Here is a 20,275-nt window from a genome sequence, read left to right on the forward strand (position 1 = left end):
AGCCGGGGCCCGCGCCGGCTGGTCAACTCGCCGGGCAGCCTTCGACGGGACCCATGACAGACCGACAGCCCAATATCCTGATCGTGATGGTGGATCAGCTGGCGCCGCGCTTCCTGCCCATCCACGGCCATCCGCTGGTCCGGGCGCCGAACCTCCAGCGGCTGGCGGCCCGGGGCACGGTCTTCGAGCGCGCCTATTGCAACAGCCCGCTCTGCTCGCCCTCGCGCACCGCCTTCATGACCGGGGCCTTGCCGTCGCGCACCGGCGGCTACGACAACGCGGCCGAGTTCCGGGCCGACATCCCGACCTTCGCGCATTACCTGAGGCGGCTCGGCTATCGCACGGTCCTGTCGGGCAAGATGCACTTTTGCGGACCGGACCAGCTGCACGGCTTCGAGGAGCGGCTCACCACCGACATCTATCCGGCCGACTACGGCTGGACGCCCGATTGGGACAGGCCGGACGAGCGTCCGAGCTGGTACCACAACATGTCCTCCGTGACGGAGGCCGGCCTGTGCATCCGCACCAACCAGATGGACTTCGATGAGGAGGTCGCCTTCGCGGCCGAGCGGGCGATCTACGACCACGTCCGCGGCAAGGACCGCCGCCCGTTCCTCATGGTGGCGTCCCTCACCCACCCCCACGACCCCTTCGCCATCACGCGGCCCTTCTGGGACCTCTACCCCGAGACGGCGATCGACATGCCGCGGGTCGGCCTCGGCGACGTCCCGCTCGACCCGCATTCCGCCCGCATCCGGCACGTCTGCGCCATGGATGCCCAGCCGGTGTCGGACGCGCAGGTCCGCGACGCCCGGCACGCCTATTACGGCGCCATCTCCTTCTGCGACGCGCAGCTCGGCCGCCTGCTGGACGCGCTCGACGCCACCGGCCTCGACGACACCGCGGTGCTGTTCCTCGGGGACCACGGCGAGATGCTGGGCGAGCGCGGCCTCTGGTACAAGATGAGCTTCTTCGAGGGCGCCTGCCGGGTGCCGCTGGTCGTCTCGGTGCCGGGGCGCTTCCCCGCCGGCCGCAGCGCCGCCGCCGTGTCGCTGGTCGACGTGTTGCCGACCTTGGTCGAACTCGCCGGCGGCGACGTCGCCCGGCTCGCCAGCCCCGTCGATGGGCGCAGCCTGCTGCCGCACCTCGCCGGGCAGGGCGGCCACGACGAGGTCCTGGGCGAATATCTGGCCGAGGGCGCGGTGGCGCCGCTCGTCATGGTGCGGCGCGACCGCTGGAAGTTCGTGCACAGCCCGGCCGATCCGGACCAGCTCTACGACCTCGATGCGGACCCCGAGGAACTGACCAACCTCGCCGCCGCGCCCGACCAGGCCGACCGCGTCGCGGCTTTTCGCGCCGAAGTGGCGGCCCGCTGGGACCTGTCGGCCCTCGACGGCGCGGTGCGCGAAAGCCAGCGCCGGCGCCGGCTCGTCGACGCCGCGCTGATGACCGGCTCGACCAAGCCCTGGGACTACCAGCCGTTCCGCGACGCCACCCGGCAGTACATGCGCAACACGATGGATCTCGACGACCTCGAGGCCATGGCGCGTTTCCCGCGCGTGGCGGCCGGCACCGGAGGCACGGACCCCTGAAGCGGCCGTCCGGCCGGCAGCGGGCTGCCCGCGCTTCCGGTCCGGCCGCGCCCCGCGGAGCCCGCGTGCCGCGTCAGGCCTTGCCGGACTTGCACTTGCGCATGAAGGCCGAACGCGGCTTGCCGTGCACGTTGGCGGCATCGGCCTTCTTCGAGCATTCGAGCGACTGGGCCGTGCGGGGCTTCGGCGCCTTCTTGGCCATGGGGGCCATCGGGGCGGCGCTCATCGGGGCGGCGGGGGCGGGCGCCGACGGCGCGGCGGCCGTCTGGGCGAAGGCGCCGCCGGACGCGAGGGCGATCGCCAAGACGGCGAGGAGCGGGAGTCTGCTGGTCATGACCTGTCCATCCGTGGTTTCGTCGATCCGGCGCCGACCTCGAATCGCCGAGCGGCGTCACCGGAAGGGTAGGGTGGTGCATGTCCCCCACAAGCCACGCGTTGCAACCGGCGCATGTCCGGCTGTGGATTGTGATGCGAACGTGGCGCGCCGGCCACAGCGGTGAGCGGCACTCCCGCCCGCGCCTGGCCGGGCGGTCGCGGCGCGGCGCCGCTGCTCTCGTCCTCCTCCTGGCGGCGGGGCCCGACCTGGTAGCGGGCTCCGACCTGGCGTCGGCCCGCCCCCGGCCCAAGGCCGAGCCCGCCCCGCCGGTGCGGGCCTGCCCCGAGATGGGCGACGGCTTCGTGCGGCTGCCGGGATCAGACACCTGCGTGAAGCTGGGCGGCAGCGTGCGGGTCGAGTTCATGAAGCAGGGCGGCGGCGCTGCCGACCGCTGACAGGGCGTCGACGGGCTGTTAACGCTCGTCGCCGAAAGTGCCCCGCCGAAACAGGGAAACGCGATGCTCCACCGTCAAGCCTGCCGCGTGTTGGCGCTGCTCATCGTCGCTGCGGCGTTGAGCGGCTGCGACAAGTGCGCCGATTACTTCATCGCCAACCCCTTCGGCACCAAGCCGCCCGGCACCTGCCCGTCCGGAGCGCTGCCGAGCAACCGATAGGACGGGGACGGGCCCCGTCGCAAGGAGAGCCCGCGCGAGGGTTCTCGAACGCCGGCACGGTCCGCGGTATCGCTCGAACGTGAGATCTTGCAACGGGTTGCCCGGAAGCGCGAAAGCGGTTCCGAGCGAGCCGGTCCTGCCCGAGACGGCGCCTCGCCTCAGTAGGCGCAGTCGCGGAAGGCCGGGTCGACGCTGCCGTTCCAGTCGCCGTGGAAGCGCTCCAGCAACAGGTCGGCCCGGGTCTGCCCCCGGTCGACCAGCGCTTCGAGCGGCGCGAGGTAGACGGTCTCGTCCTGTCCGGCGGCGTCGCGCCGCGCGCGCCGCGCGAGGCCGCCCCGCGCGATGGCGAGCATGTCGCGCGCGATGTCGCGGAAGCTGCGGCCCGCCACGACGGTGCGGAAGCCCTGGGTCGGCACGGCGTCCCGCATCGCCTGGCGAACCCCCGCCTGGTCGGCGCCCGACCAGGGCGCGGCGAGGTCGGCGGCGGCGTCGAGCGCCACCGGATCGTAGAGCAGGCCACCGAACAGGGCGCCGAGCGCCACGATCATGTCGGCCGAGCCGACGTCCTCGCCCCGCATCTCGAGGTAGCGCTTGAGGCGGACCTCGGGGAAGATGGTCGACAGGTGGTTGGCCCAGTCCGACAGCGTGGCGCGCTCGCCGGGCAGGGCGGCGAGGCGCCCGTCGAGCAGGTCCCTGAAGCTCGCGCCGCTGACGTCGTGGTAGCGCTCGCCCCGCTTGACGAAATACAGCGGCACGTCGAGCGCGTAATCGACGTAGCGCTCGAAGCCCATGCCGGATTCGAAGGCGAAGGGCATCATGCCCGAGCGGGCCACATCGGTGTCGAGCCAGATGTGGGCCCGCTCGGACAGGAAGCCGCTGGGACGGCCGTCCTTGAAGGGCGAATTGGCGAAGAGCGCCGTCGCGACCGGCTGCAGGGCGAGCGACACGCGCAGCTTGCGCACCATGTCGGCCTCGCTGGCGAAGTCGAGGTTGGCCTGGACCGTCGAGGTCCGGAACATCATGTCGAGGCCGCGCGACCCCACCTTCGGCATGTAGCCCGCCATGATGCGATAGCGCCCCTTGGGCATCATGGGCGTGTCGGACAGGCTCCATTTCGGGCTCGAGCCCAGCGCCAGGAAGCCGATGCCGAGCGGCTCGGCGACGGCCTTCAGGGCGCCGAGGTGGGACGCGAGCTCGTCGCGGGATTCGTGCAACGAGGTCAGCGGGGCGCCCGAAAGCTCGAACTGCCCGCCGGGTTCGAGCGAGATCGCCCCGCCCGTCCCGGCATCGTCGGCGAGGCCGATCGGACAGCCTTCCTCGACGATCCGCTCCCATCCCTGCAGCTCAGCCAGGCCGTCGAGCAGGGCCCTGATGCCGCCGCGCCCGCCCGCCGGGTCGCCCTCGTAGGGGACGGGGCTCAGCGTGTCGCGGTAGAACGGCAGCTTCTCGTTCTCGATGCCGATGGCCTGGCCAGGCTTGCAGCCGGCCTCGAACCAGCCGACGAGATCGTCCCGCGTCTCGATCGGCGTCGTGTCGGTGGTGTCGCGGGCCATGCAGTGCTTTCACGCCTGGGACCGCCCCGCCGGGGGCGGCTGGAATGGCCGTGCGGCCGTGCCATCAGTTAGGCAAGAGCGATCGAACTGGCAACGTGCTGCTTTTGCATCACGGCGGCGGAATCGCCCGCAGCCTGGGGACGGAATCGCCCCGGCGTCGGAACTTACGGGAAACTAACCTGAGTCCGATGCGTTTCATGCCAGTCGAGCCATGCCCGGCACCATGCGCGCCGGGTCCGGTCGACGAAGAAAGGGAGACATCATGAATTCGCTCAAGAAGACCATCGCCCTGGCCTGCGCCGCCTCCGTGCTCGGCTTCGGCGTCGCCGTCGCCCAGACCGCCCCGGCCGCTCCCGACGCCGCTGCCCCTGCCGCCGGCGATACGGCCGCTCCGGCCGCCGATGCGCCCGCGACGAAGCCGATGAAGCCGATGAAGAGCATGAAGATGTCCAAGAAGACGTCGCACAAGGCGTCGACTCACAAGAAGAAGACCATGTGAGTCGACGGCGGCCTCGTCCCGCCGCTGCCGCCCCAGGTGATCGCCCCGGGGATGCTGCGGGCGGAGCCGACGATCTCGGCGGGTCGCCGCCGAAACTGCTGCCTCCGCCCCGCGCTGGCGCGGGACGGGGGCATGGGAGTCGCACACGGATGTGGCGCCCGAATGTGGCGCTGGGCACGGCGCCTGGGCTCGGGACGGGGTCGGCGCCATCGCGTGATGCCGGTTGCAGCCGATCACGATTTCCCGGCTGGGTGAGGATATCGGTGGCTTGCCGCGGTTCCCGCCGCCCATAGGGCCGAATCGTTAAGGGTCTATCGTCATCCTGCGGTCTTCATCGAGGGGGACCGCGCCCGTGTTGATCCGCTTTTGGCTGAACCGGCGCGGCGCCACCGCGATCGAATATTGCTTGATCGCCGGCGTGGTCTCCATCGCCGTGGTGGTGGGCGCCACCAGCATCGGAACGAAGTTGCAGAGCCGCTTCTTCGTCCCCGTGGCCGCCGGCCTCAGCTGACCGCCGCCTCGGACGGGCCGCCCTTGTCGCCGGCGGCCGAAAGGTTGTCGAGGCTCGACACGATGTGCCCGGCGAGGGCGTCGCAGAGCGGGGACGGGTCGGCGCGGTTGCGCACCAGGGCGATCTTGCAGGAGGGCAGGGTGGGGAAGTCGTCCGCCGGTCCCAGCACCCGCATGCCGGACCGCAGTGCGCTTTCGGGCAGCACCGAGACCGCCAGGCCGGCGAGCACGGCCGCCCCGACGGCCGTCGAATTCCAGGACGAATAGAGCACCCGGTAGGGTTTGGTCCGGCCGTCGAGCGCCGCAGTCGCGGCCTGGCGCCAGGTGCAGAAGGTCCGGCCCAACGCGAGCGGCAAGGGCGTCTGCTCGTGAACGGCGTGGCGCGCCGACGTCACCCAGAGCAGGCGCTCGCGCCGGATCACCGAGGCCGACCCGCGGGACGAGACGTGGGTGATGATGGCGAGATCGAGGTCGGCATGCTCGATCCGCTCCATGAGCATGGGGGTCGGCTCGCACACGACCGTGACCTCGACCCGGGGATTGGACTGCGAGAACCGCGCCAGGATCTCCGGCAGGTAGCGCTCGGCATAGTCGTCCGGGAGGCCGAGGCGCACCCGCCCGGCCAGTTCCGTCTCGGCGAAGCTCGCCAGGGCCTCGTTGGAGAGACGAACGATGCGGCGGGCGTAATCGAGCAGCCGCTCCCCCTCGTCGGTCAGGCGCGACGCGCGGCCGTCGCGCTCGAACAGGGGGCGGCCAACCGTCTCCTCGAGCTTCTTGATCTGCATCGAGACGGCGGACTGCGTCTTGTGGATCGACTCCGCCGCCCGCGTGAAGGTGCCGGTGTCGGCGATGGCGATGAAGCTGCGCAGCTGGTCGATATCGAGGAGGGCCGCCATGGTGTCCGTCCGTCATTCGGCCCGCCGCCCGCCCGCGCCGGACCATCGTCGACCTATGACAGATTGAGATGGCAGACATCAAGAACATTCGTTTTTCTGATTCGGCGAGATGCGCTAAGACGGTGTCACCCAACAAGGAAACAAGACTATGCGCGCCCCCAACTCCGCTGCCTCCAACCCCGTCTCCACGGTCGTGGCGGCCGTCCTGCGCTTCGGCACGATGATCCGGACGGCCGGCGAGCGCCGCCGCGTGGTGCACAGCCTGGCGTCGCTCGACGACCACATGCTGCGCGACATCGGGCTGACGCGCTTCGACGTCGAGGCCGCCATGGTGGAGCCGGCCGGCACGGATGCCACGCTGGTCCTGGCCGAGCGGGCCCGCGAACTCCGCCAGCATCAGCGCGCCCTGGCCCAGGAAGCCCAGGCCTGGGGCGGCGAGACCCCGACCGGCGTGGTCCGCTCCTTCCCCAAGCGGGTCGCCTGACCAACCCGCCTGTCGATATATGAAGAAATGATGAATGGGGCTCGGCACCGGCGTTTTCGCGATGGGTGCCGGGCCCTCCTGCGGTTTCGGCCTCAGGTCCCCTCGCGCAGGGCTGCCGGCCCGGGGTCCCGGCGCGTGTGTGCGGCCGTGGTCCGCGCCATCCGTCCCACCACGCCGTAGGCGGTGACGACGGCTCCGACACCGAAGACGGCCGCGCCGACCGCCATGCCCACCATGCCGCCCTCCACGCCGCCGACATGCGCGCCGAAGGCCACGCAGGGCAGCGTCCCGAGCGTCGCCCGTCCCCAGTTGAACAGCATCGACAGCAGCGGGAAGCCGAGGTTGTTGAAGGCCGCATTGGCCACGAACAGCATGCCGATGAACAGCCATGCCGAGACGCCCCAGCGGCAGAAGAAGCCGAGGTAGGCGGCCGTCTCGGGCGAGGCGCGGAACAGCGCGGCTATGCCGGGCCAGGCGAGGGCCAGCACGAGCCACACGGCGAGCGCGTAGGCCAGAGTGACGACGAAGCAGCGCGTCAGGGTTTCCGACACGCGGGCGTGGAGCCCGGCGCCGAGGTTCTGCCCCAGGATGGGGCCGATCGCGCCCGTGAGGGCGAAGATCACGGCGAAGCCCACGTAGACGGTGCGGTCGATGATGGCGGCCGCCGCGACGGCGGCGTCGCCGTAGCCCGCGTAGACGTGCAGCGCGTAGCCGTTGCCGAAGGGCGTGGCGAGGTTGGCGGCCACGGCGGGGACCGCGACGGCAGCGAGGATCCTGGCGTCGAGCCCGAGCGTGCGAAGCCGCGGCCATTGCAGCAGCCCATGCACCCGCCCGACGCCGTGGAGCCCCACCCCGAGCAGCACGAAGCGCGACGCCAACGTCGAGATCGCGGCGCCGTAGATGCCGAGGTGGAGCCCGAAGATCAGCAGCGGGTCGAGCACCGCCACCACCAGCCCGCCCGCCAACGTCACCATCATGGCGCGCCGGGCGTCGCCCACGGCCCGCAGCACGCCCGACAGCGCCATGCCGAGGGCGAGCGGCACGTTGCCGGGCAGGGCGATGAGCAGGAACCGCTCCGCCACGTCCCGCGCTTCGCCCCGCGCCCCGAACATCGCCAGCGACGGGGCGGCTCCCAGCAGCGCCGCCACCGCCACGGCGGCGCCGATCACGCCGGCGATGAGCAGGCCGGAGGCGGCGATGCGTCGCGCCCGCGCCCGATGGCCGGACCCGAGCGCGCGCGACACCGCCGCCGTCACCGCGATGGTGATGCCGATGTCGACCGCCACGGGATAGACCAGCACCTGCGTGGCGAAACCCGCCGAGGCCTTGAGCTCCGTGGAGCCGAGCCGCGACACGTAGATGAGCGACAGGAGGTCCACGGCGAAGATCGACAGGGTGCCGACGGTGCCGGTGAGCGTCATGACGAGCACGTGGCGCAGGATCGACCCGCTGGTGAAGCGCGCCTTGGCCTGCTGGGCGGCCTTCCCGGCGGCGCGCGGCGTCGCGGCGGAACCGGGCAGGGGATCGCGGCCGGCGGCCGGCGGCGCGTCGATGCCGCGCGTCACGGTGAAGACGTCATGGGAGGAGCGCTCGCCGGTGGTGTCGCGCCGACCCGGCGCCGACGCCCGCTCCCTGTAGCGCGAAACCCCGTCCGCTCGCCAAGGGCGTTCCCCGCCCTTCTTCCGCCCGACCCGCACGCCTATATGCCGGGCAGGCTGGAAAGTCGTGGTTGCGATCGAGCGTCGGCTTGACCCTCGCCCGTCGTTCCCGCAGAAACCCGGTCAGATGTCGCCCGGAAGAGATCGATGACCAAACCGCCGCTGCAAGTCCTGCTCTGCGCTCCCCGGGGGTTCTGCGCCGGCGTCATCCGCGCCATCGACGCCGTGGAGCAGGCCCTGTCGATCTACGGTCCGCCGGTCTACGTGCGCCACGAGATCGTGCACAACAAATACGTGGTCGAATCCTTGAAGAAGAAGGGCGCGATCTTCGTCGAGGAACTCGACGAGATTCCCCCGACCGACGCACCCGTCATCTTCTCGGCCCATGGCGTGCCGAAGGCCGTGCCGCTCGAAGCCAGCTCGCGCAAGTTCTTCGCCATCGACGCCACCTGTCCGCTGGTGACCAAGGTCCACCGCGAGGCCGAGCTGCACTACCGCCGCGGCCATACCATCATCCTGGTGGGCCATGCCGGCCATCCGGAAGTGGTGGGCACGCTCGGACAGCTGCCGGACGGCGCCGTGATCCTCGTCGAGAACATCGCCGACGTGCACCGCTTGGCCGACGAGGCCTCGCCGGAATTCCTGGCGAAGAAGCTCGCCTTCGTGACGCAGACGACCCTGTCGGTCGACGACACGCAGGGCATCGTCGAGACGTTGAAGGCCCGCTTCCCCGACATCGTCAGCCCCCACAAGGAAGACATCTGCTACGCCACCACCAACCGCCAGGAGGCCGTGAAGCAGATCGCGCATTCCGTCGACGCCATGCTGGTGGTGGGCTCGGCCAATTCGTCCAACTCGCAGCGCCTCAAGGAAGTCTCCGAGCGGGCCGGCTGCAAGAACAGCCAGCTCGTGCTCCGCGCCTCCGACATCGACTGGGCGCCGCTCGGCGACATCCGCACCATCGGCATCACGGCCGGCGCTTCGGCGCCGGAGGTGCTGGTCGAGGAGATCATCGATGCCTTCGCGGAGCGCTACACGATCGAGGTCGAGACGGTCGCGACCGTCACCGAAACCATGTTCTTCCCGCTGCCGCGCGAGCTGCGCGCCATCCAGGAACCCATGGTGGCCTCCGTCGCGCATTGATCGGCGGGTGAGACTGCAATCCTTGGATGAAGTCCATTGATCGCCATCGAGGTCCCGAGGTAGCATTGCGGGCGGTCCCACCGGGGCCGCCCGCGATGTTTTGGGGACCGGAATGCCGTCCGCGATGCGCCAGACGCCGGTTCCCGCCGCAGCCTGTTTCGCCGCGGCCTGCATGTCGGCACTGGCCCTCGCATCGCCGGCGGCTGCGGACCGCGCAGCCGTGCCTGCCGCCGGGGTGGCCGAAGTCGGCGCGCTCGCGCCGGACGGGGCCGACGGCTACGCGCAGCGCGCGCGGTTGCGCCGCCAGCAGGGCGACGTCACCGGGGCGGTCGAGGATTTCAGCCAGGCGATCCGTCTCGCGCCCAAGACAGCCCGGCTTTGGCGCGAGCGTGCCTTGGCGCTTCACGCTGCAGGCCGAGACGAGGAGGCCCTCGCGGATCTCACCCAGGCCGTCGCGCTGGCACCGGGCGAGGCGCTTGGCCATGGCGAGCGTGCGCAGCGGTTGGCCGCCCTCGGGCGGTCCGATGAAGCCCTGGTCGAGGCCGACGTCGCGCTCCGGCTGGCCCCGATGGAGCCGTGGTTCTACGAGGTCAGGGCGGATCTCCGGGCGGCGGCGGGCGACCTGGCGGCTGCCCTGGCCGACATCGACGAATCCGTGCGGCTCGACCCCGGCTCAGCTTGGCGTCGCAAGCGTCAGGGGCAGGCCTATCTGCTGCTCGGCCGCAAGGGCGAGGCCCTGGCCTCCGTCACGGCAGCCATCGCCATAGACCCGAAGGACGCCAGGAGCTGGAGTGCCCGGGCCTTGCTGCTGGCTGAGATGGGGCGGGGCGATGCCGCCCTGCCGGATGCCGAACAGGCGGTGCGGCTGGCAGCCGCGCAAGGCTTCGCCTGGCACACGCGCGGCTTCGTCCACGCCGCCCGGGGCGAGGTCCGGATGGCCTCATCCGACTATGCCGAGGCAGCGCGCCTCGGGGAGGACTCGCGGGACTTCTGGCATCACCGGCGCGACCTGTTCTCCCGCGAGAGCGACGTCGCCGGCATCGTCCTCGCCGACACGGCGCTGATCCGCCTGGATCCCGACGACAGCGAGGCCCTCGTCGACCGTGGGATCGTCTTCGGTCGGCTGAAGGCCTTCGACGACGCCAAGGCCGATTTCGATGCGGCACTGAAGCTCCACCCCGGCAATGTCGACGCGCTCAGCGACCGCGGGCTCCTGTTCGAGCAACACGGCGACGTCGCGGCCGCCATCGCCGACTTGAAGCGTGCCGTGACGCTGAAGCCTGATTTCGCGATCGCCTGGTTCAACCTCGCCGTCGCGTACCGGGCCGGGCGCTTCGACAGCATGGCGATCCTGTGCGACGACGAGGTGCTGAGACTGACGCCCCGGGACGGTGGCGCCCACACGGCGCGGGCCAATGCGCGGTTGGCGCTCGGCGACCATGCGGGCGCGATGGCGGATTACGACGCGGCCTTGGCCATCGATCCCGATGACCGCATGGCGCTCTTCGACCGCGCGCTGGAGCACGAGAAGGCCCACCGCTACACGGCGGCGATCGCCGATGCCGAGGCCTTGCTGCGCCTGTCGCCGGATGACCGCGGTGCGGCCCGCATCCGCGACAGGGCGCGGTCCGCACGCGAGGCCGGACGATCAGCGCCGCCGCCAGCGGCGAGCGGGTACCGCCCGGCGCCCTGAGCTCCCGCCCGTTTGACCTCCCGGTGGCGCGCCGGTAACACGGCCGCACCCCCGCGGCGGCGCAGCGCGCCGGGGACCTCCCGTCCTCGCCCGGATCTTTCGATGGCCGTCTACACCGACGTTTCCGACGCCGACCTTTCGGCCTTCCTCGGCCGCTACGACGTCGGGAGCCTGCTGTCCTGCAAGGGAATCGCGGAAGGCGTCGAGAACTCGAACTATTTCGTCCACACCGAGGGCGGCAACTTCATCCTGACGCTCTACGAGAAGCGGGTCGCCGTCGCCGACCTGCCGTTCTTCATCGAGCTCATGGACCATCTGGCCACGCGCGGCCTGAACTGCCCGAGGCCCGTGCGGGACCGCGAGGGCCAGGCGCTCGGCACCCTCGTCGGGCGGCCCGCCGCCATGGTGACGTTCCTCGACGGCGTGTGGATCAAACAGCCGGGCGTCGACCATTGCGGCGCCCTGGGCGGCGCCCTGGCGCAGCTGCACCTCGCGGGTGCCGACTTCGGCATGCGGCGGCCCAACAGCCTGTCGGTGGAGAGCTGGCCCGGCCTCTTCGCGGCGGCGGGACCGCGCGCCGACGGCGTGGCGCCGGGGCTGTCGGCCCTGGTGGTCGAGGAACTGGCCTGGCTCGCCGAGCGCTGGCCGCGGGGCCTGCCGCAGGGCGTGATCCACGCCGACCTGTTCCCCGACAACGTCTTCTTCCTCGGCGAGCGCCTGTCGGGCCTGATCGACTTCTACTTCGCCTGCACCGACGCCCTGGCCTACGACCTCGCCGTCTGCCTCAACGCCTGGTGCTTCGCGCCGGACGGCGGCTTCGACCCCGCCCGCGGCCGGGCCATGCTGGACGGCTACCGGGCGATGCGGCCGCTGGCGCCCGAGGAGGTCCGGGCCCTGCCGGTGCTGGCGCGCGGCGCCGCCCTGCGCTTCATGCTGACCCGCCTGGTGGATTGGCTGAACGTCCCGCCCGGCGCCCTGGTGAAGCCCAAGGACCCGCTCGAGTACCTCGCCAAGCTGCGCTTTCACCGAACGGTAAGCTCCGCCGCCGCATACGGCCTGTCATGACCGAAACCATCACGATCTGGACCGACGGCGCCTGCTCGGGGAATCCCGGCCCCGGTGGCTGGGGCGCGATCCTGCGCCTCGCCGGCGCCGACCGCGAACTCAACGGCGGAGAGGCCGCCACCACCAACAACCGCATGGAGCTGACGGCGGCCATCTCGGCGCTGCGGACGCTCGACGAGCCCAGCGACGTCGACATCCACACCGATTCGCAATACGTGCGCGGCGGCATCACGGGGTGGATGGCGGGCTGGAAGCGCAACGGCTGGCGCACCGCCGACAGGAAACCCGTGAAAAACATCGAGCTCTGGCAGCAGCTCGACGCCGCCGCCGCCCGTCACACCATCCGTTGGCACTGGGTCAAGGGCCATGCCGGCCATCCCGAGAACGAGCGCGCCGACGAACTGGCCCGGCGCGGCATGGCGCCCTTCCTGCGCCGCTGAACGCGCCCCGCCGCCTCGCCAAAGGCGCGGCGGCGCTGTAGGCTCGCGCCATGACGCCAGCCCTGCTCTTCGACATGGATGGGACGCTCGTCGATACCGAGCATCTCCACTTCGTGGCCTTCCAGACCATCCTGGCGCCGCATGGCGTCGAGCTGAGCTGGGCCGACTATCGCCGCTTCATCATGGGCCATCCCAACCACGCCATCGCGGCGCGTTTCCTGCCTCACGTTCCCCAGGGCCGCCATGCCGGCCTGATGGACGACAAGGAGGCGCATTACCGCTCGCTCGTCACCGATGTTTCGCCCGCCGAAGGCCTCATGGCGCTGCTCGACTGGGCCGACCGGCGCGCCATCCCCTATGCGGTCGTCACCAACGCGCCGCGCGCCAACGCGGAACTGGTGCTCGAAGCGCTGAAGATCCGCTCCCGCTTCAAGGCCGTGGTGGCGGGGGACGAGGTCGCCGACCCGAAGCCCCACCCGGGACCCTACCGCACGGCCGCGGCCGCCATCGGGGCCGACCCCGACCGGACCGTCGCCTTCGAGGATTCGGGCTCGGGCGTGGCCTCGGCCGTCGCGGCGGGATTGGCCGTGGTGGGGATCGCCGGGCCGCTGGACGAGAGCGGCCTCAAGGGGCGCGGGGCGGCGCTGCTCGTGGAGGACTATCGCGACCCCATGCTGCTCGGGTTCCTCAATCGCCATCTGCGCCTCGACGAGACGCCGGCCGGGGCCTGACGGACCGCGACGCGGCGGGCGCGACGCCCGCGACGCTGTTTTCCAGCTTCGGCGGCGCGGTTTGCGGCACATCGCACGCGGGCGCGCTTTCCTTTCGGGGGCCGGGGCATTACCTGTGGTCCGGCGGTCCGAAGAAAAAGGCCTCGACGGTTCAGATGCGGTTGTCCCAGGTTCTCGTTCTGCTCGCTGCCGAGCCTGAGGAGCGTATCAGCTTCCGCGACATCCTCGCTATTCTGAGCGAGAGATCATTCGCGATCCTCGTCGTCCTGCTCGGCCTGCCCAACTGCCTGCCGATGCCGCCGCCGATCCCCACGATCTCGTCGCTGCTGCTCATCATGCTCGCCGTGCAGATGCTGGTGCGGCGGCCGGAACCCTGGTTCCCCGGCGTCGTGCTGCGCGGGTCGGTGGCGCGGCGCGACGTGCTGCGGGCCGTGAAGCGGGCCCTGCCCATCGTCAGCGTGCTGGAGCGCTGGTCGCGCCCGCGGCTCATCATCTTCGACCGGCGCACGGGATCGCTGCTCGGCGCCATGCTGCTGCTCACCATGTCGATCGGCATGCTGCTGGCGGCGCCGCTCGTCGGGCAATTGCCCTACGGGCTCGCCGTCTGCCTCTTCGGGCTCGGGCAGATCGAGCGCGACGGCGTGCTGGTGCTGAGCAGCATGGTGGCGGGCGCCGTCGGCGTGGTGCTCAGCGCCAGTTTCATCTACGGCGTGGTGCTCGGCATCCGCAACCTGCTGTTCTGAACCCAGAACCGGTCGTCCCCGTTGCCCGGCATGGCCTGTCCCCTTCCGGGGCCGGCCGCGAGGGACGATCATGAAGCTCTACTGGGGCAAACACACCTGTGCCATCGGCATCCACGTCCTCCTGGAGGAGGTCGGCCAGCCCTTCACGCTGGAGGAGGTCGACGTGCTCGGCCAGGAGAACCGGCGGGAGCCGTTCCGGGCGATCAATGCCAAGATGAAGGTCCCGGTGCTGGTCCGCCCCGACGGCTCCAAGCTGACCGAATACGGCGCCATCGCGTCCTGGCTGGCCCTGACCTACCCCGACAAGGGCCTGATCCCGGCCGCGGTCGAGGACCGGGTGCGGGCACAGGAGATCATGGATTATGCCGTCGGCACCCTGCACGGCCAGGCCTTCGGGCGGGTGTTCATGCCGACGAAGTTCGAGCCCAAGGACCTTCTGCACAAGGCCGGGCTCGGCCAGTCCAGCACCAAGGCGGAAGGGCTCGCCATGGTCAAGGACGGCTTCGCCATCCTGGACCAGCAACTCGAAGGACGGCCCTACGCGGGCGGGCAGGCCTTCTCGATCGCCGATTCCGCGCTGTTCTACTGCGAGCGTTGGGCGCCTGAGACGGGCGTCGCGCTGCCGCCGAACGTTGCCGCGCATTGCGACCGCATGAAGGCGCGCCCCTCCGTCAAGCGCGCCCTCGAGGTGTACGGCGAAACGCCGTGACGCAGCCCCTCCGCCCGCCTTCGGCGGAGCCGGCAGCGGCGGAGGGACCTTGAGAAAGAAACCGTCGCCGTCCGCCCGGGGATCAGATCCGGGCGGGGCGGCGGAGGTCCAGTGTCATGGGGAACTCGCCCGGGCGCTCTTCGGCCGGCAGCACCAGGGTGCCGCTGGTATGGCCGAGCCCGCTGAAACGGGCGCGGCGCCGAGCCTCCGCCTCGAAGGCGTTGACCGGGAATGTGTCGTAGCTGCGCCCGCCGGGATGCGACACGCCGTAGACGCAGCCGCCGATGGACCGCCGCGACCACAGGTCGACGACGTCGAAGGTGAGCGGGGCCTGCACCGGCACGAAGGGCTGCATGGAGCGGGACGGCTGCCAGGCCTTGAAGCGCACGCCGGCGACGGATTCGCCCGCCACGCCCGTCGGCACCAGCGGCACGAACCGTCCATTGCACAGCACGGCATGGCGCCCGTGCGTGGCGCCCGACAGCTTGACCTGCACGCGCTCCACCGATGAATCCACGTAGCGGGCCGTGCCGGCCGCCGTGCCCTCCTCGCCGAGCACGTGCCAGGGCTCGAGCGCCTGGCGCAGTTCCAGCGTCACGCCGTCCCGCTCCACCGTCCCGTAGTGGGGAAAGCGGAACTCGCGCTGCGCGTCGAACCAGGTGGGGTCGAAGTCGTAGCCGGCGCCGGCGAGGTCGCGCAGCACCTCGGCGAAGTCGCGCTCCACGAAGTGCGGCAGCATGAACCTGTCGTGGAGCGAGGTGCCCCAGCGCACCAGCGGCCCGTCGAGCGGCTCGCGCCAGAACCAGGCGATCAGCGCCCGGACCAGCAGCTGCTGGGCGAGGCTCATCCGGGCATCCGGGGGCATCTCGAAGGCGCGGAACTCGACGAGGCCGAGGCGGCCCGTGGCGCTGTCGGGCGACCACAGCTTGTCGATGCAGATCTCGGCGCGATGCGTGTTGCCGGTGACGTCGACGAGCAGATTGCGGAACAGCCGGTCCACCATCCACGGCCGGATGTTCGGCTCTTCCGGCCCGGGGACCTGGCTCAGCGCGATCTCCATCTCGTAGAGACCGTCGTGGCGGGCCTCGTCGATGCGCGGCGCCTGGCTCGTCGGGCCGATGTACATGCCGGAGAAGAGCATCGACAGGCAGGGGTGGCGCTGCCAGTAGAGCACGATGCTCTTGAGCAGGTCCGGCCGGCGCACGAAGGGCGAGTCGTTCGGCGTGGCGCCGCCCAGCACCACGTGGTTGCCGCCCCCGGTCCCGGTGTGGCGGCCGTCGGTCATGAACTTGTCGGCGCCGAGCCGCACCGCGCGGGCATCCTCGTAGAGGCCGCGCGTGATCTCGACGGCATGGTCCCAATTCGCCGCCGGCTGGACGTTGACCTCTATCACGCCGGGATCGGGCGTGACCTTGATGACATTGAGGCGCGGGTCGTAGGGCGGGTCGTAGCCCTCGATATGCACGGTGAGGCCGAGGTCGGCGGCGGCGCCTTCGAGCGCGGTGAGCAGTTCGAGGTAGTCCTCGAGCCGGTCCACCGGCGGCATGAACACGCAGAGCTGGCCGTCCCGCGGCTCGACCGCGAGGGCGGTGCGGACCTCGGGGTCGTTGCGGTTGCCGTCGGCCGGCCGGACGGAGAGCGGCTTGGCGGCGCGCGATGCCGTGATGGTGGTGAGCTGGTCCGGGTCGGGCAGCGGAGCGCGGGGTTCGGTGGGGTCCTGCGGGGCCGCATAGGGGAAGCGGCTCGGCGGGATGTAGTCGAGGGCGTCGAGCGGCAGCCGGAAGCCGACGGGGGAGTCGCCCGGCGTCAGGAAGATGTGTTGGCGCCGCGTCTGCCAGAGCTCGCTGGCCCAGTCCCGACCCCAGCGGGTGATCGGCATCACGTAACCGGCGGGCGTGCCGAGGCCGCGCGAGAAGACGCGGGCGATGCGGGCGCGCTGCTCGACGGTGCCGACCGGGGCCTGCAGCGCGTCGATCTCGCGCGGCAGGCCGGCCTCCTGCAGCAGCCAATGCGCCGGGTCCTCGTAGGCGGCCTGGACATATTCGTGTTCGAGGCCCAGGCGATGCGCCAGGGCCTGGGCGAGGCGGCGCGCATCCTCGATCCTGGCGGCGCGCGGGCCCGTCTCGCTGGCGATGAGGTCCGGGTCACGCCAGATCGGCTTGCCGTCCTTGCGCCAGAACAGCGAGAAGGCCCAGCGCGGCAGGCTCTCGCCAGGGTACCACTTGCCCTGACCGTAATGCAGGAAGCCGCCCGGGGCGAAGCGCGTCCGCAGGCGCCGGATCAGGCTGTCGGCGAGGCCGCGCTTGGTCGGGCCGACCGCCTCGGCGTTCCATTCCGGCGCTTCGAAGTCGTCGATGGAGATGAAGGTGGGTTCGCCGCCGGTCGTCAGGCGGACGTCCTGCGCCTTGAGGTCGACGTCGACGCGGCGGCCGAGCGCGTCGAGCGCGGTCCAGGCGTCGTCGGAGAAGGGCAGGGAGATGCGGGGCGCTTCGGCGACCCGCGTCACCGTCATGGTGTGGTCGAAGGTGATCTCGCAGGGGTCGAGCGCGCCCGAGATCGGCGCGGCCGCGCGGTAGTGCGGCGTCGCGGCGAGCGGGATGTGGCCCTCGCCGCAGAGCAGGCCGGAGGTGGCGTCGAGACCGATCCAGCCGGCGCCCGGCAGGTAGACCTCGGCCCAGGCGTGGAGGTCGGTGAAATCGTGACGCGTGCCGAGCGGGCCCGAGACGGGGTCGATATCGGCCTTGAGCTGGATCAGGTACCCCGACACGAAGCGCGCCGCGAGGCCGAGGCCGCGCAGGATCTGCACCATCAGCCAGGCGGAGTCGCGGCAGGAGCCGGACTTCAGCGTCAGCGTGTCCTCGGGTTCCTGCACGCCGGGCTCGAGGCGGATCACGTAGGAGATCTCGCGCGACAAGCGCTGGTTGACGTCGATCAGCACGTCGATCGAGCGCTTCGGCTCGCGCGCCATGGCGTCGATGAAGGCCTGCACCCGGGGCGTGGGCGGGGTGGCGTCGAGGTAGGCGGCGACTTCCGCGCGCGTCTCGGCGTCGTAGGCGAAGGGAAAGGTTTCGGCGGCGGGCTCGACGAAGAAGTCGAACGGGTTGATCACCGCCATCTCGGCGGTCAGGTCGACCTCGATGCGCAGGTGCTGGGTCGTGTTGGGAAAGACCAGCCGGGCGAGCCAGTTGCCGTGCGGGTCCTGCTGCCAGTTGATGAAATGGTCGGCCGGCGTGACCGTCAGGGCATAGCTGGGGATCTCGGTCCTGCAGTGAGGCGCGGGCCGCAGCCGGACCACCTGCGGACCGAGCGAGACGGGCCGGTCGTAGCGGTAATCCGTCACGTGGTTGATCGCGGCGCGCACCGGCATCGCGGTCTCCTTCGAGGTCTGTCGTGGGATGAATGTGCCGTTGGGCCTGTTTCGTGGCCTACGGCCCGCACCCCCTCTGCGTCAACCGCGGCGCGTGCTGAAATTATGGGCCTTCGTCACGCGCGCTGTTCAACCCGGGCGGGCAGGGGCGCCGCCCCCCGGCCTGCGCGGCCGAGCCATGCACCCAAAGCGGGCCGGCGACGGTTTGGCTGGCGACAGCAACGCCCCGGAAGCCTCGACGATGACCACCGAACTCACCTACCTCGCCTGGACGCTGGTGCTGGCGCTGGTCTACATCGGCCTGCCGTCCCAGCTCCGGACGCTGGAAACCGGCACCGCCTACAATGCGAGCGCCCGCGACACGGCGGGCCCCCCGGTCGGCCTCTACACGGGTCGGCTGCAGCGCGCCCAGGCCAACCTGTTCGAAACCCTGCCGCTCTTCATCGGGGCGGTGCTGATCGCCCACCTGGCCGGGCGCGACGGCTGGCTCACCGGATGGGGCGTGACGCTCTACTTCTGGGGCCGGGTCGTGTACCTGCCGCTCTACGCCTTCGGCGTACCCTACGCCCGGTCGCTGGTGTGGCTCGTGTCGCTGGTCGGCCTCGTCATGCTGGTGGTGGCCGACCTGCACGGGTGAGGGTGGGGCCGCCCCGCGCGCGGAGCGCGGCGCGGCCCGTGGCAGGCGTCAGCGGTAGCGCGCGAGCCAGTGGGCGTAGGGGGCCGGCAGGGTCGCCCAGGCCGGGTTCTCGACGCCGAGGGCCTTGGCGGCCATGTAGGGCCAGTGCGGATCGGCCAGCAGCGGCCGTCCCAGCATGACGAGGTCGACCTTGCCGTCGCGCACCAGCGCGTCGGCCTCCTCGGGCTTGGAGATGTACCAGCTCGTCGTGCCGGGCAGCTCGGTCTCGCGCCGCACCCGTGCCGCGATGTCGCCCATGAAGTTCGGCCCCCACGGGATCTTGGCGTCCGGGGTGTTGAAGCCGATCGACACGTCGACGAAGTCGAGCCCCTCGGCCTTCATGCGCCGCAGCAGCGCGATGGCTTCCTCCAACATGGCGTCGTTGCCGTCGAACTCGACGACGCCGAGCCGCACCGTCAGGGGACGGTCGGCGGGCCACACCGCCCGCACCGCCACCAGAGTCTCGAGCAGGTAGCGCGCCCGGTTCTCGGCCGAGCCGCCGTAGCCGTCCTTGCGGTGGTTGGAGATCGGCGAGAAGAAGTTCTGCGCCAAGTAGCCGTGCGCCATGTGGAGCTCGAGCCAGGCGAAGCCGAGGTCGCGGGCGCGCTCCACCGCCGCCACCGTGTCGGCCTGCACGCGGGCGATGTCGGCGAGGCTCATCTCGGCCGGCACCCGCGGCAGGCCGCCGCCGAAGGCGAGGGGCGAGGGCGCGATGGTGGTCCAGCTGTTGGTTTCGCCGTCCGGTATGTGGTCGTCGCCCTCCCAGGGGCGGTTGGCCGAGGCCTTGCGTCCGGCATGGGCGATCTGGATGCCCGGCACGGCGCCGGCCTCGCGGATGCCCTCGACGATCGGGCGCAGCGCTTCCGCCTGGGCGTCGTTCCAGAGGCCGACGTCGCCCCAGGTGATGCGGCCCTCCGGGGCGACCGCCGTCGCCTCCACCACGACGAGCCCGGCGCCGCCCCGCGCCAGCGAGGCGTAATGCACCCGGTGCCAGTCGCCCACCACCCCGTCCCGCGCCATGTACTGGCACATGGGCGAGACGGCGATGCGGTTGCGCAGCGTGACGCTCTTCAGCTTATAGGGATCGAACAGGTTCGGCATTGTGCCCCTCATCGGTGGACGTGCCGGTCTTAGTTCGACATTCATCGAACAAACGCAAGGGCGGCGACGCAGGAAGGGGGTCCCGGGGTGACGAGGGAGCAGAAGCCGCCGGGACCCTTGAGGCTCGAACGAATCCTGCACGCGCTCGGCGACCCCGTGCGGCTCGGCATCGTCCGGCAACTGGCGCGCGAGGGGGACAGCAGCTGCGCGGCGCTCGACGGGGGACGGCCGAAATCCACCATGTCGCATCACTTCAAGGTGCTGCGCGAGGCCGGCTTGGTGCAGACGCGCAACCAGGGCGTGACGCACATGAACGCGCTCTGCCGCGCCGCGGTCGACGCCGAATGCCCGGGGCTGCTCGACGCCGTGATCGGGGGGAGGGCGAGCGACGGGGGGTGACGTCCGCGGTCGCGTCGCCACCGGGA

Annotated in this window: 21 protein-coding genes; 15 read left to right on the plus strand and 6 right to left on the minus strand. The window is 71.2% G+C overall.

Going from position 1 to position 20,275, the window contains the following annotated elements; all coding sequences use genetic code 11:
* Positions 1 to 53: 53 nt before the first annotated feature.
* Positions 54 to 1,592: a choline-sulfatase gene (betC, locus tag D3272_RS06400; protein WP_129218312.1), complete on the plus strand. Its 1,539-nt coding sequence runs from the start codon at positions 54 to 56 to the stop codon at positions 1,590 to 1,592.
* A 73-nt stretch (positions 1,593 to 1,665) separates the two neighbouring features.
* Here the strand turns inward: betC and D3272_RS06405 are convergent, their stop codons facing one another.
* Positions 1,666 to 1,926, minus strand: a complete 261-nt coding sequence (locus D3272_RS06405) for a PsiF family protein (RefSeq protein ID WP_129218313.1) — start codon at positions 1,924 to 1,926, stop codon at positions 1,666 to 1,668.
* A gap of 134 nt (positions 1,927 to 2,060) precedes the next feature.
* On the opposite strand from D3272_RS06405, the gene D3272_RS06410 reads away from it, so the two are divergent.
* Together D3272_RS06410 and D3272_RS27200 are read left to right on the plus strand one after the other, a co-directional pair.
* Positions 2,061 to 2,363: a porin gene (locus D3272_RS06410; protein ID WP_165361250.1), complete on the plus strand. Its 303-nt coding sequence runs from the start codon at positions 2,061 to 2,063 to the stop codon at positions 2,361 to 2,363.
* Positions 2,364 to 2,426: 63 nt separating this feature from the next.
* Complete coding sequence (locus tag D3272_RS27200) at positions 2,427 to 2,582, plus strand: hypothetical protein (protein ID WP_165361251.1); 156 nt, start codon at positions 2,427 to 2,429, stop codon at positions 2,580 to 2,582.
* Between the two features lie 158 nt (positions 2,583 to 2,740).
* Here the strand turns inward: D3272_RS27200 and D3272_RS06415 are convergent, their stop codons facing one another.
* Positions 2,741 to 4,135, minus strand: coding sequence for a glutamate--cysteine ligase (locus tag D3272_RS06415; RefSeq protein WP_129218315.1), 1,395 nt, complete (start codon positions 4,133 to 4,135; stop codon positions 2,741 to 2,743).
* A 262-nt stretch (positions 4,136 to 4,397) separates the two neighbouring features.
* On the opposite strand from D3272_RS06415, the gene D3272_RS06420 reads away from it, so the two are divergent.
* Positions 4,398 to 4,634 carry a hypothetical protein gene (locus tag D3272_RS06420; RefSeq protein WP_129218316.1) on the plus strand — a complete coding sequence of 79 codons (237 nt, stop codon included), beginning with the start codon at positions 4,398 to 4,400 and terminating at the stop codon, positions 4,632 to 4,634.
* A 352-nt stretch (positions 4,635 to 4,986) separates the two neighbouring features.
* Positions 4,987 to 5,145 (plus strand): Flp family type IVb pilin, encoded by a 159-nt coding sequence (locus D3272_RS06425; RefSeq protein ID WP_129218317.1) that lies wholly within the window; start codon positions 4,987 to 4,989, stop codon positions 5,143 to 5,145.
* Here the strand turns inward: D3272_RS06425 and D3272_RS06430 are convergent.
* A complete protein-coding gene (locus tag D3272_RS06430) occupies positions 5,138 to 6,040 on the minus strand; it encodes a LysR substrate-binding domain-containing protein (protein ID WP_129218318.1) in 903 nt (300 codons plus the stop codon). The genes D3272_RS06425 and D3272_RS06430 overlap by 8 nt on opposite strands.
* A 148-nt stretch (positions 6,041 to 6,188) precedes the next feature.
* On the opposite strand from D3272_RS06430, the gene D3272_RS06435 reads away from it, so the two are divergent.
* Positions 6,189 to 6,524: a DUF1127 domain-containing protein gene (locus D3272_RS06435; RefSeq protein ID WP_129218319.1), complete on the plus strand. Its 336-nt coding sequence runs from the start codon at positions 6,189 to 6,191 to the stop codon at positions 6,522 to 6,524.
* A 92-nt stretch (positions 6,525 to 6,616) separates the two neighbouring features.
* On the opposite strand, the gene D3272_RS06440 is transcribed toward D3272_RS06435, so the two are convergent.
* A complete protein-coding gene (locus D3272_RS06440) occupies positions 6,617 to 8,089 on the minus strand; it encodes an MATE family efflux transporter (RefSeq protein WP_245496417.1) in 1,473 nt (490 codons plus the stop codon).
* Positions 8,090 to 8,329: 240 nt separating this feature from the next.
* Between D3272_RS06440 and ispH the strand changes: the two genes are divergently transcribed.
* The 7 genes from ispH (at position 8,330) to D3272_RS06475 (ending at position 14,706) form a co-directional block, all read left to right on the plus strand.
* Positions 8,330 to 9,325, plus strand: a complete 996-nt coding sequence (gene ispH / locus D3272_RS06445) for a 4-hydroxy-3-methylbut-2-enyl diphosphate reductase (RefSeq protein WP_129218320.1) — start codon at positions 8,330 to 8,332, stop codon at positions 9,323 to 9,325.
* Positions 9,326 to 9,545: 220 nt separating this feature from the next.
* Positions 9,546 to 11,018 carry a tetratricopeptide repeat protein gene (locus D3272_RS06450; protein WP_165361252.1) on the plus strand — a complete coding sequence of 491 codons (1,473 nt, stop codon included), beginning with the start codon at positions 9,546 to 9,548 and terminating at the stop codon, positions 11,016 to 11,018.
* 102 nt (positions 11,019 to 11,120) lie between these two features.
* On the plus strand, positions 11,121 to 12,083 hold the full coding sequence (locus D3272_RS06455) for a homoserine kinase (protein WP_129218322.1): 963 nt from the start codon (positions 11,121 to 11,123) through the stop codon (positions 12,081 to 12,083).
* Positions 12,080 to 12,523 carry a ribonuclease HI gene (gene rnhA, locus D3272_RS06460; protein WP_129218323.1) on the plus strand — a complete coding sequence of 148 codons (444 nt, stop codon included), beginning with the start codon at positions 12,080 to 12,082 and terminating at the stop codon, positions 12,521 to 12,523. The genes D3272_RS06455 and rnhA overlap by 4 nt, the downstream gene beginning before the upstream one ends.
* A 50-nt stretch (positions 12,524 to 12,573) precedes the next feature.
* Entirely contained in the window at positions 12,574 to 13,254 is a 681-nt protein-coding gene (locus tag D3272_RS06465) for an HAD family hydrolase (protein WP_129218324.1), read from the plus strand.
* A gap of 161 nt (positions 13,255 to 13,415) precedes the next feature.
* Positions 13,416 to 13,997 (plus strand): exopolysaccharide biosynthesis protein, encoded by a 582-nt coding sequence (locus D3272_RS06470; RefSeq protein WP_245496418.1) that lies wholly within the window; start codon positions 13,416 to 13,418, stop codon positions 13,995 to 13,997.
* A 70-nt stretch (positions 13,998 to 14,067) separates the two neighbouring features.
* Positions 14,068 to 14,706, plus strand: a complete 639-nt coding sequence (locus tag D3272_RS06475; protein ID WP_129218326.1) for a glutathione S-transferase family protein — start codon at positions 14,068 to 14,070, stop codon at positions 14,704 to 14,706.
* Positions 14,707 to 14,788: 82 nt separating this feature from the next.
* Here D3272_RS06475 and D3272_RS06480 read toward each other — a convergent pair whose 3' ends face one another.
* Entirely contained in the window at positions 14,789 to 18,073 is a 3,285-nt protein-coding gene (locus tag D3272_RS06480; RefSeq protein WP_129218327.1) for a transglutaminase family protein, read from the minus strand.
* Between the two features lie 241 nt (positions 18,074 to 18,314).
* Between D3272_RS06480 and D3272_RS06485 the strand changes: the two genes are divergently transcribed.
* A complete protein-coding gene (locus D3272_RS06485; protein WP_129218328.1) occupies positions 18,315 to 18,710 on the plus strand; it encodes an MAPEG family protein in 396 nt (131 codons plus the stop codon).
* A 48-nt stretch (positions 18,711 to 18,758) separates the two neighbouring features.
* On the opposite strand, the gene D3272_RS06490 is transcribed toward D3272_RS06485, so the two are convergent.
* A complete protein-coding gene (locus tag D3272_RS06490) occupies positions 18,759 to 19,850 on the minus strand; it encodes an NADH:flavin oxidoreductase/NADH oxidase (protein ID WP_129218329.1) in 1,092 nt (363 codons plus the stop codon).
* Positions 19,851 to 19,967: 117 nt separating this feature from the next.
* Between D3272_RS06490 and D3272_RS06495 the strand changes: the two genes are divergently transcribed.
* Complete coding sequence (locus tag D3272_RS06495) at positions 19,968 to 20,249, plus strand: ArsR/SmtB family transcription factor (RefSeq protein WP_245496419.1); 282 nt, start codon at positions 19,968 to 19,970, stop codon at positions 20,247 to 20,249.
* Positions 20,250 to 20,275: the final 26 nt, after the last annotated feature.

This window comes from Lichenibacterium ramalinae (genome assembly GCF_004137085.1).
Taxonomy (GTDB): Bacteria; Pseudomonadota; Alphaproteobacteria; order Rhizobiales; family Beijerinckiaceae; genus Lichenihabitans; species Lichenihabitans ramalinae.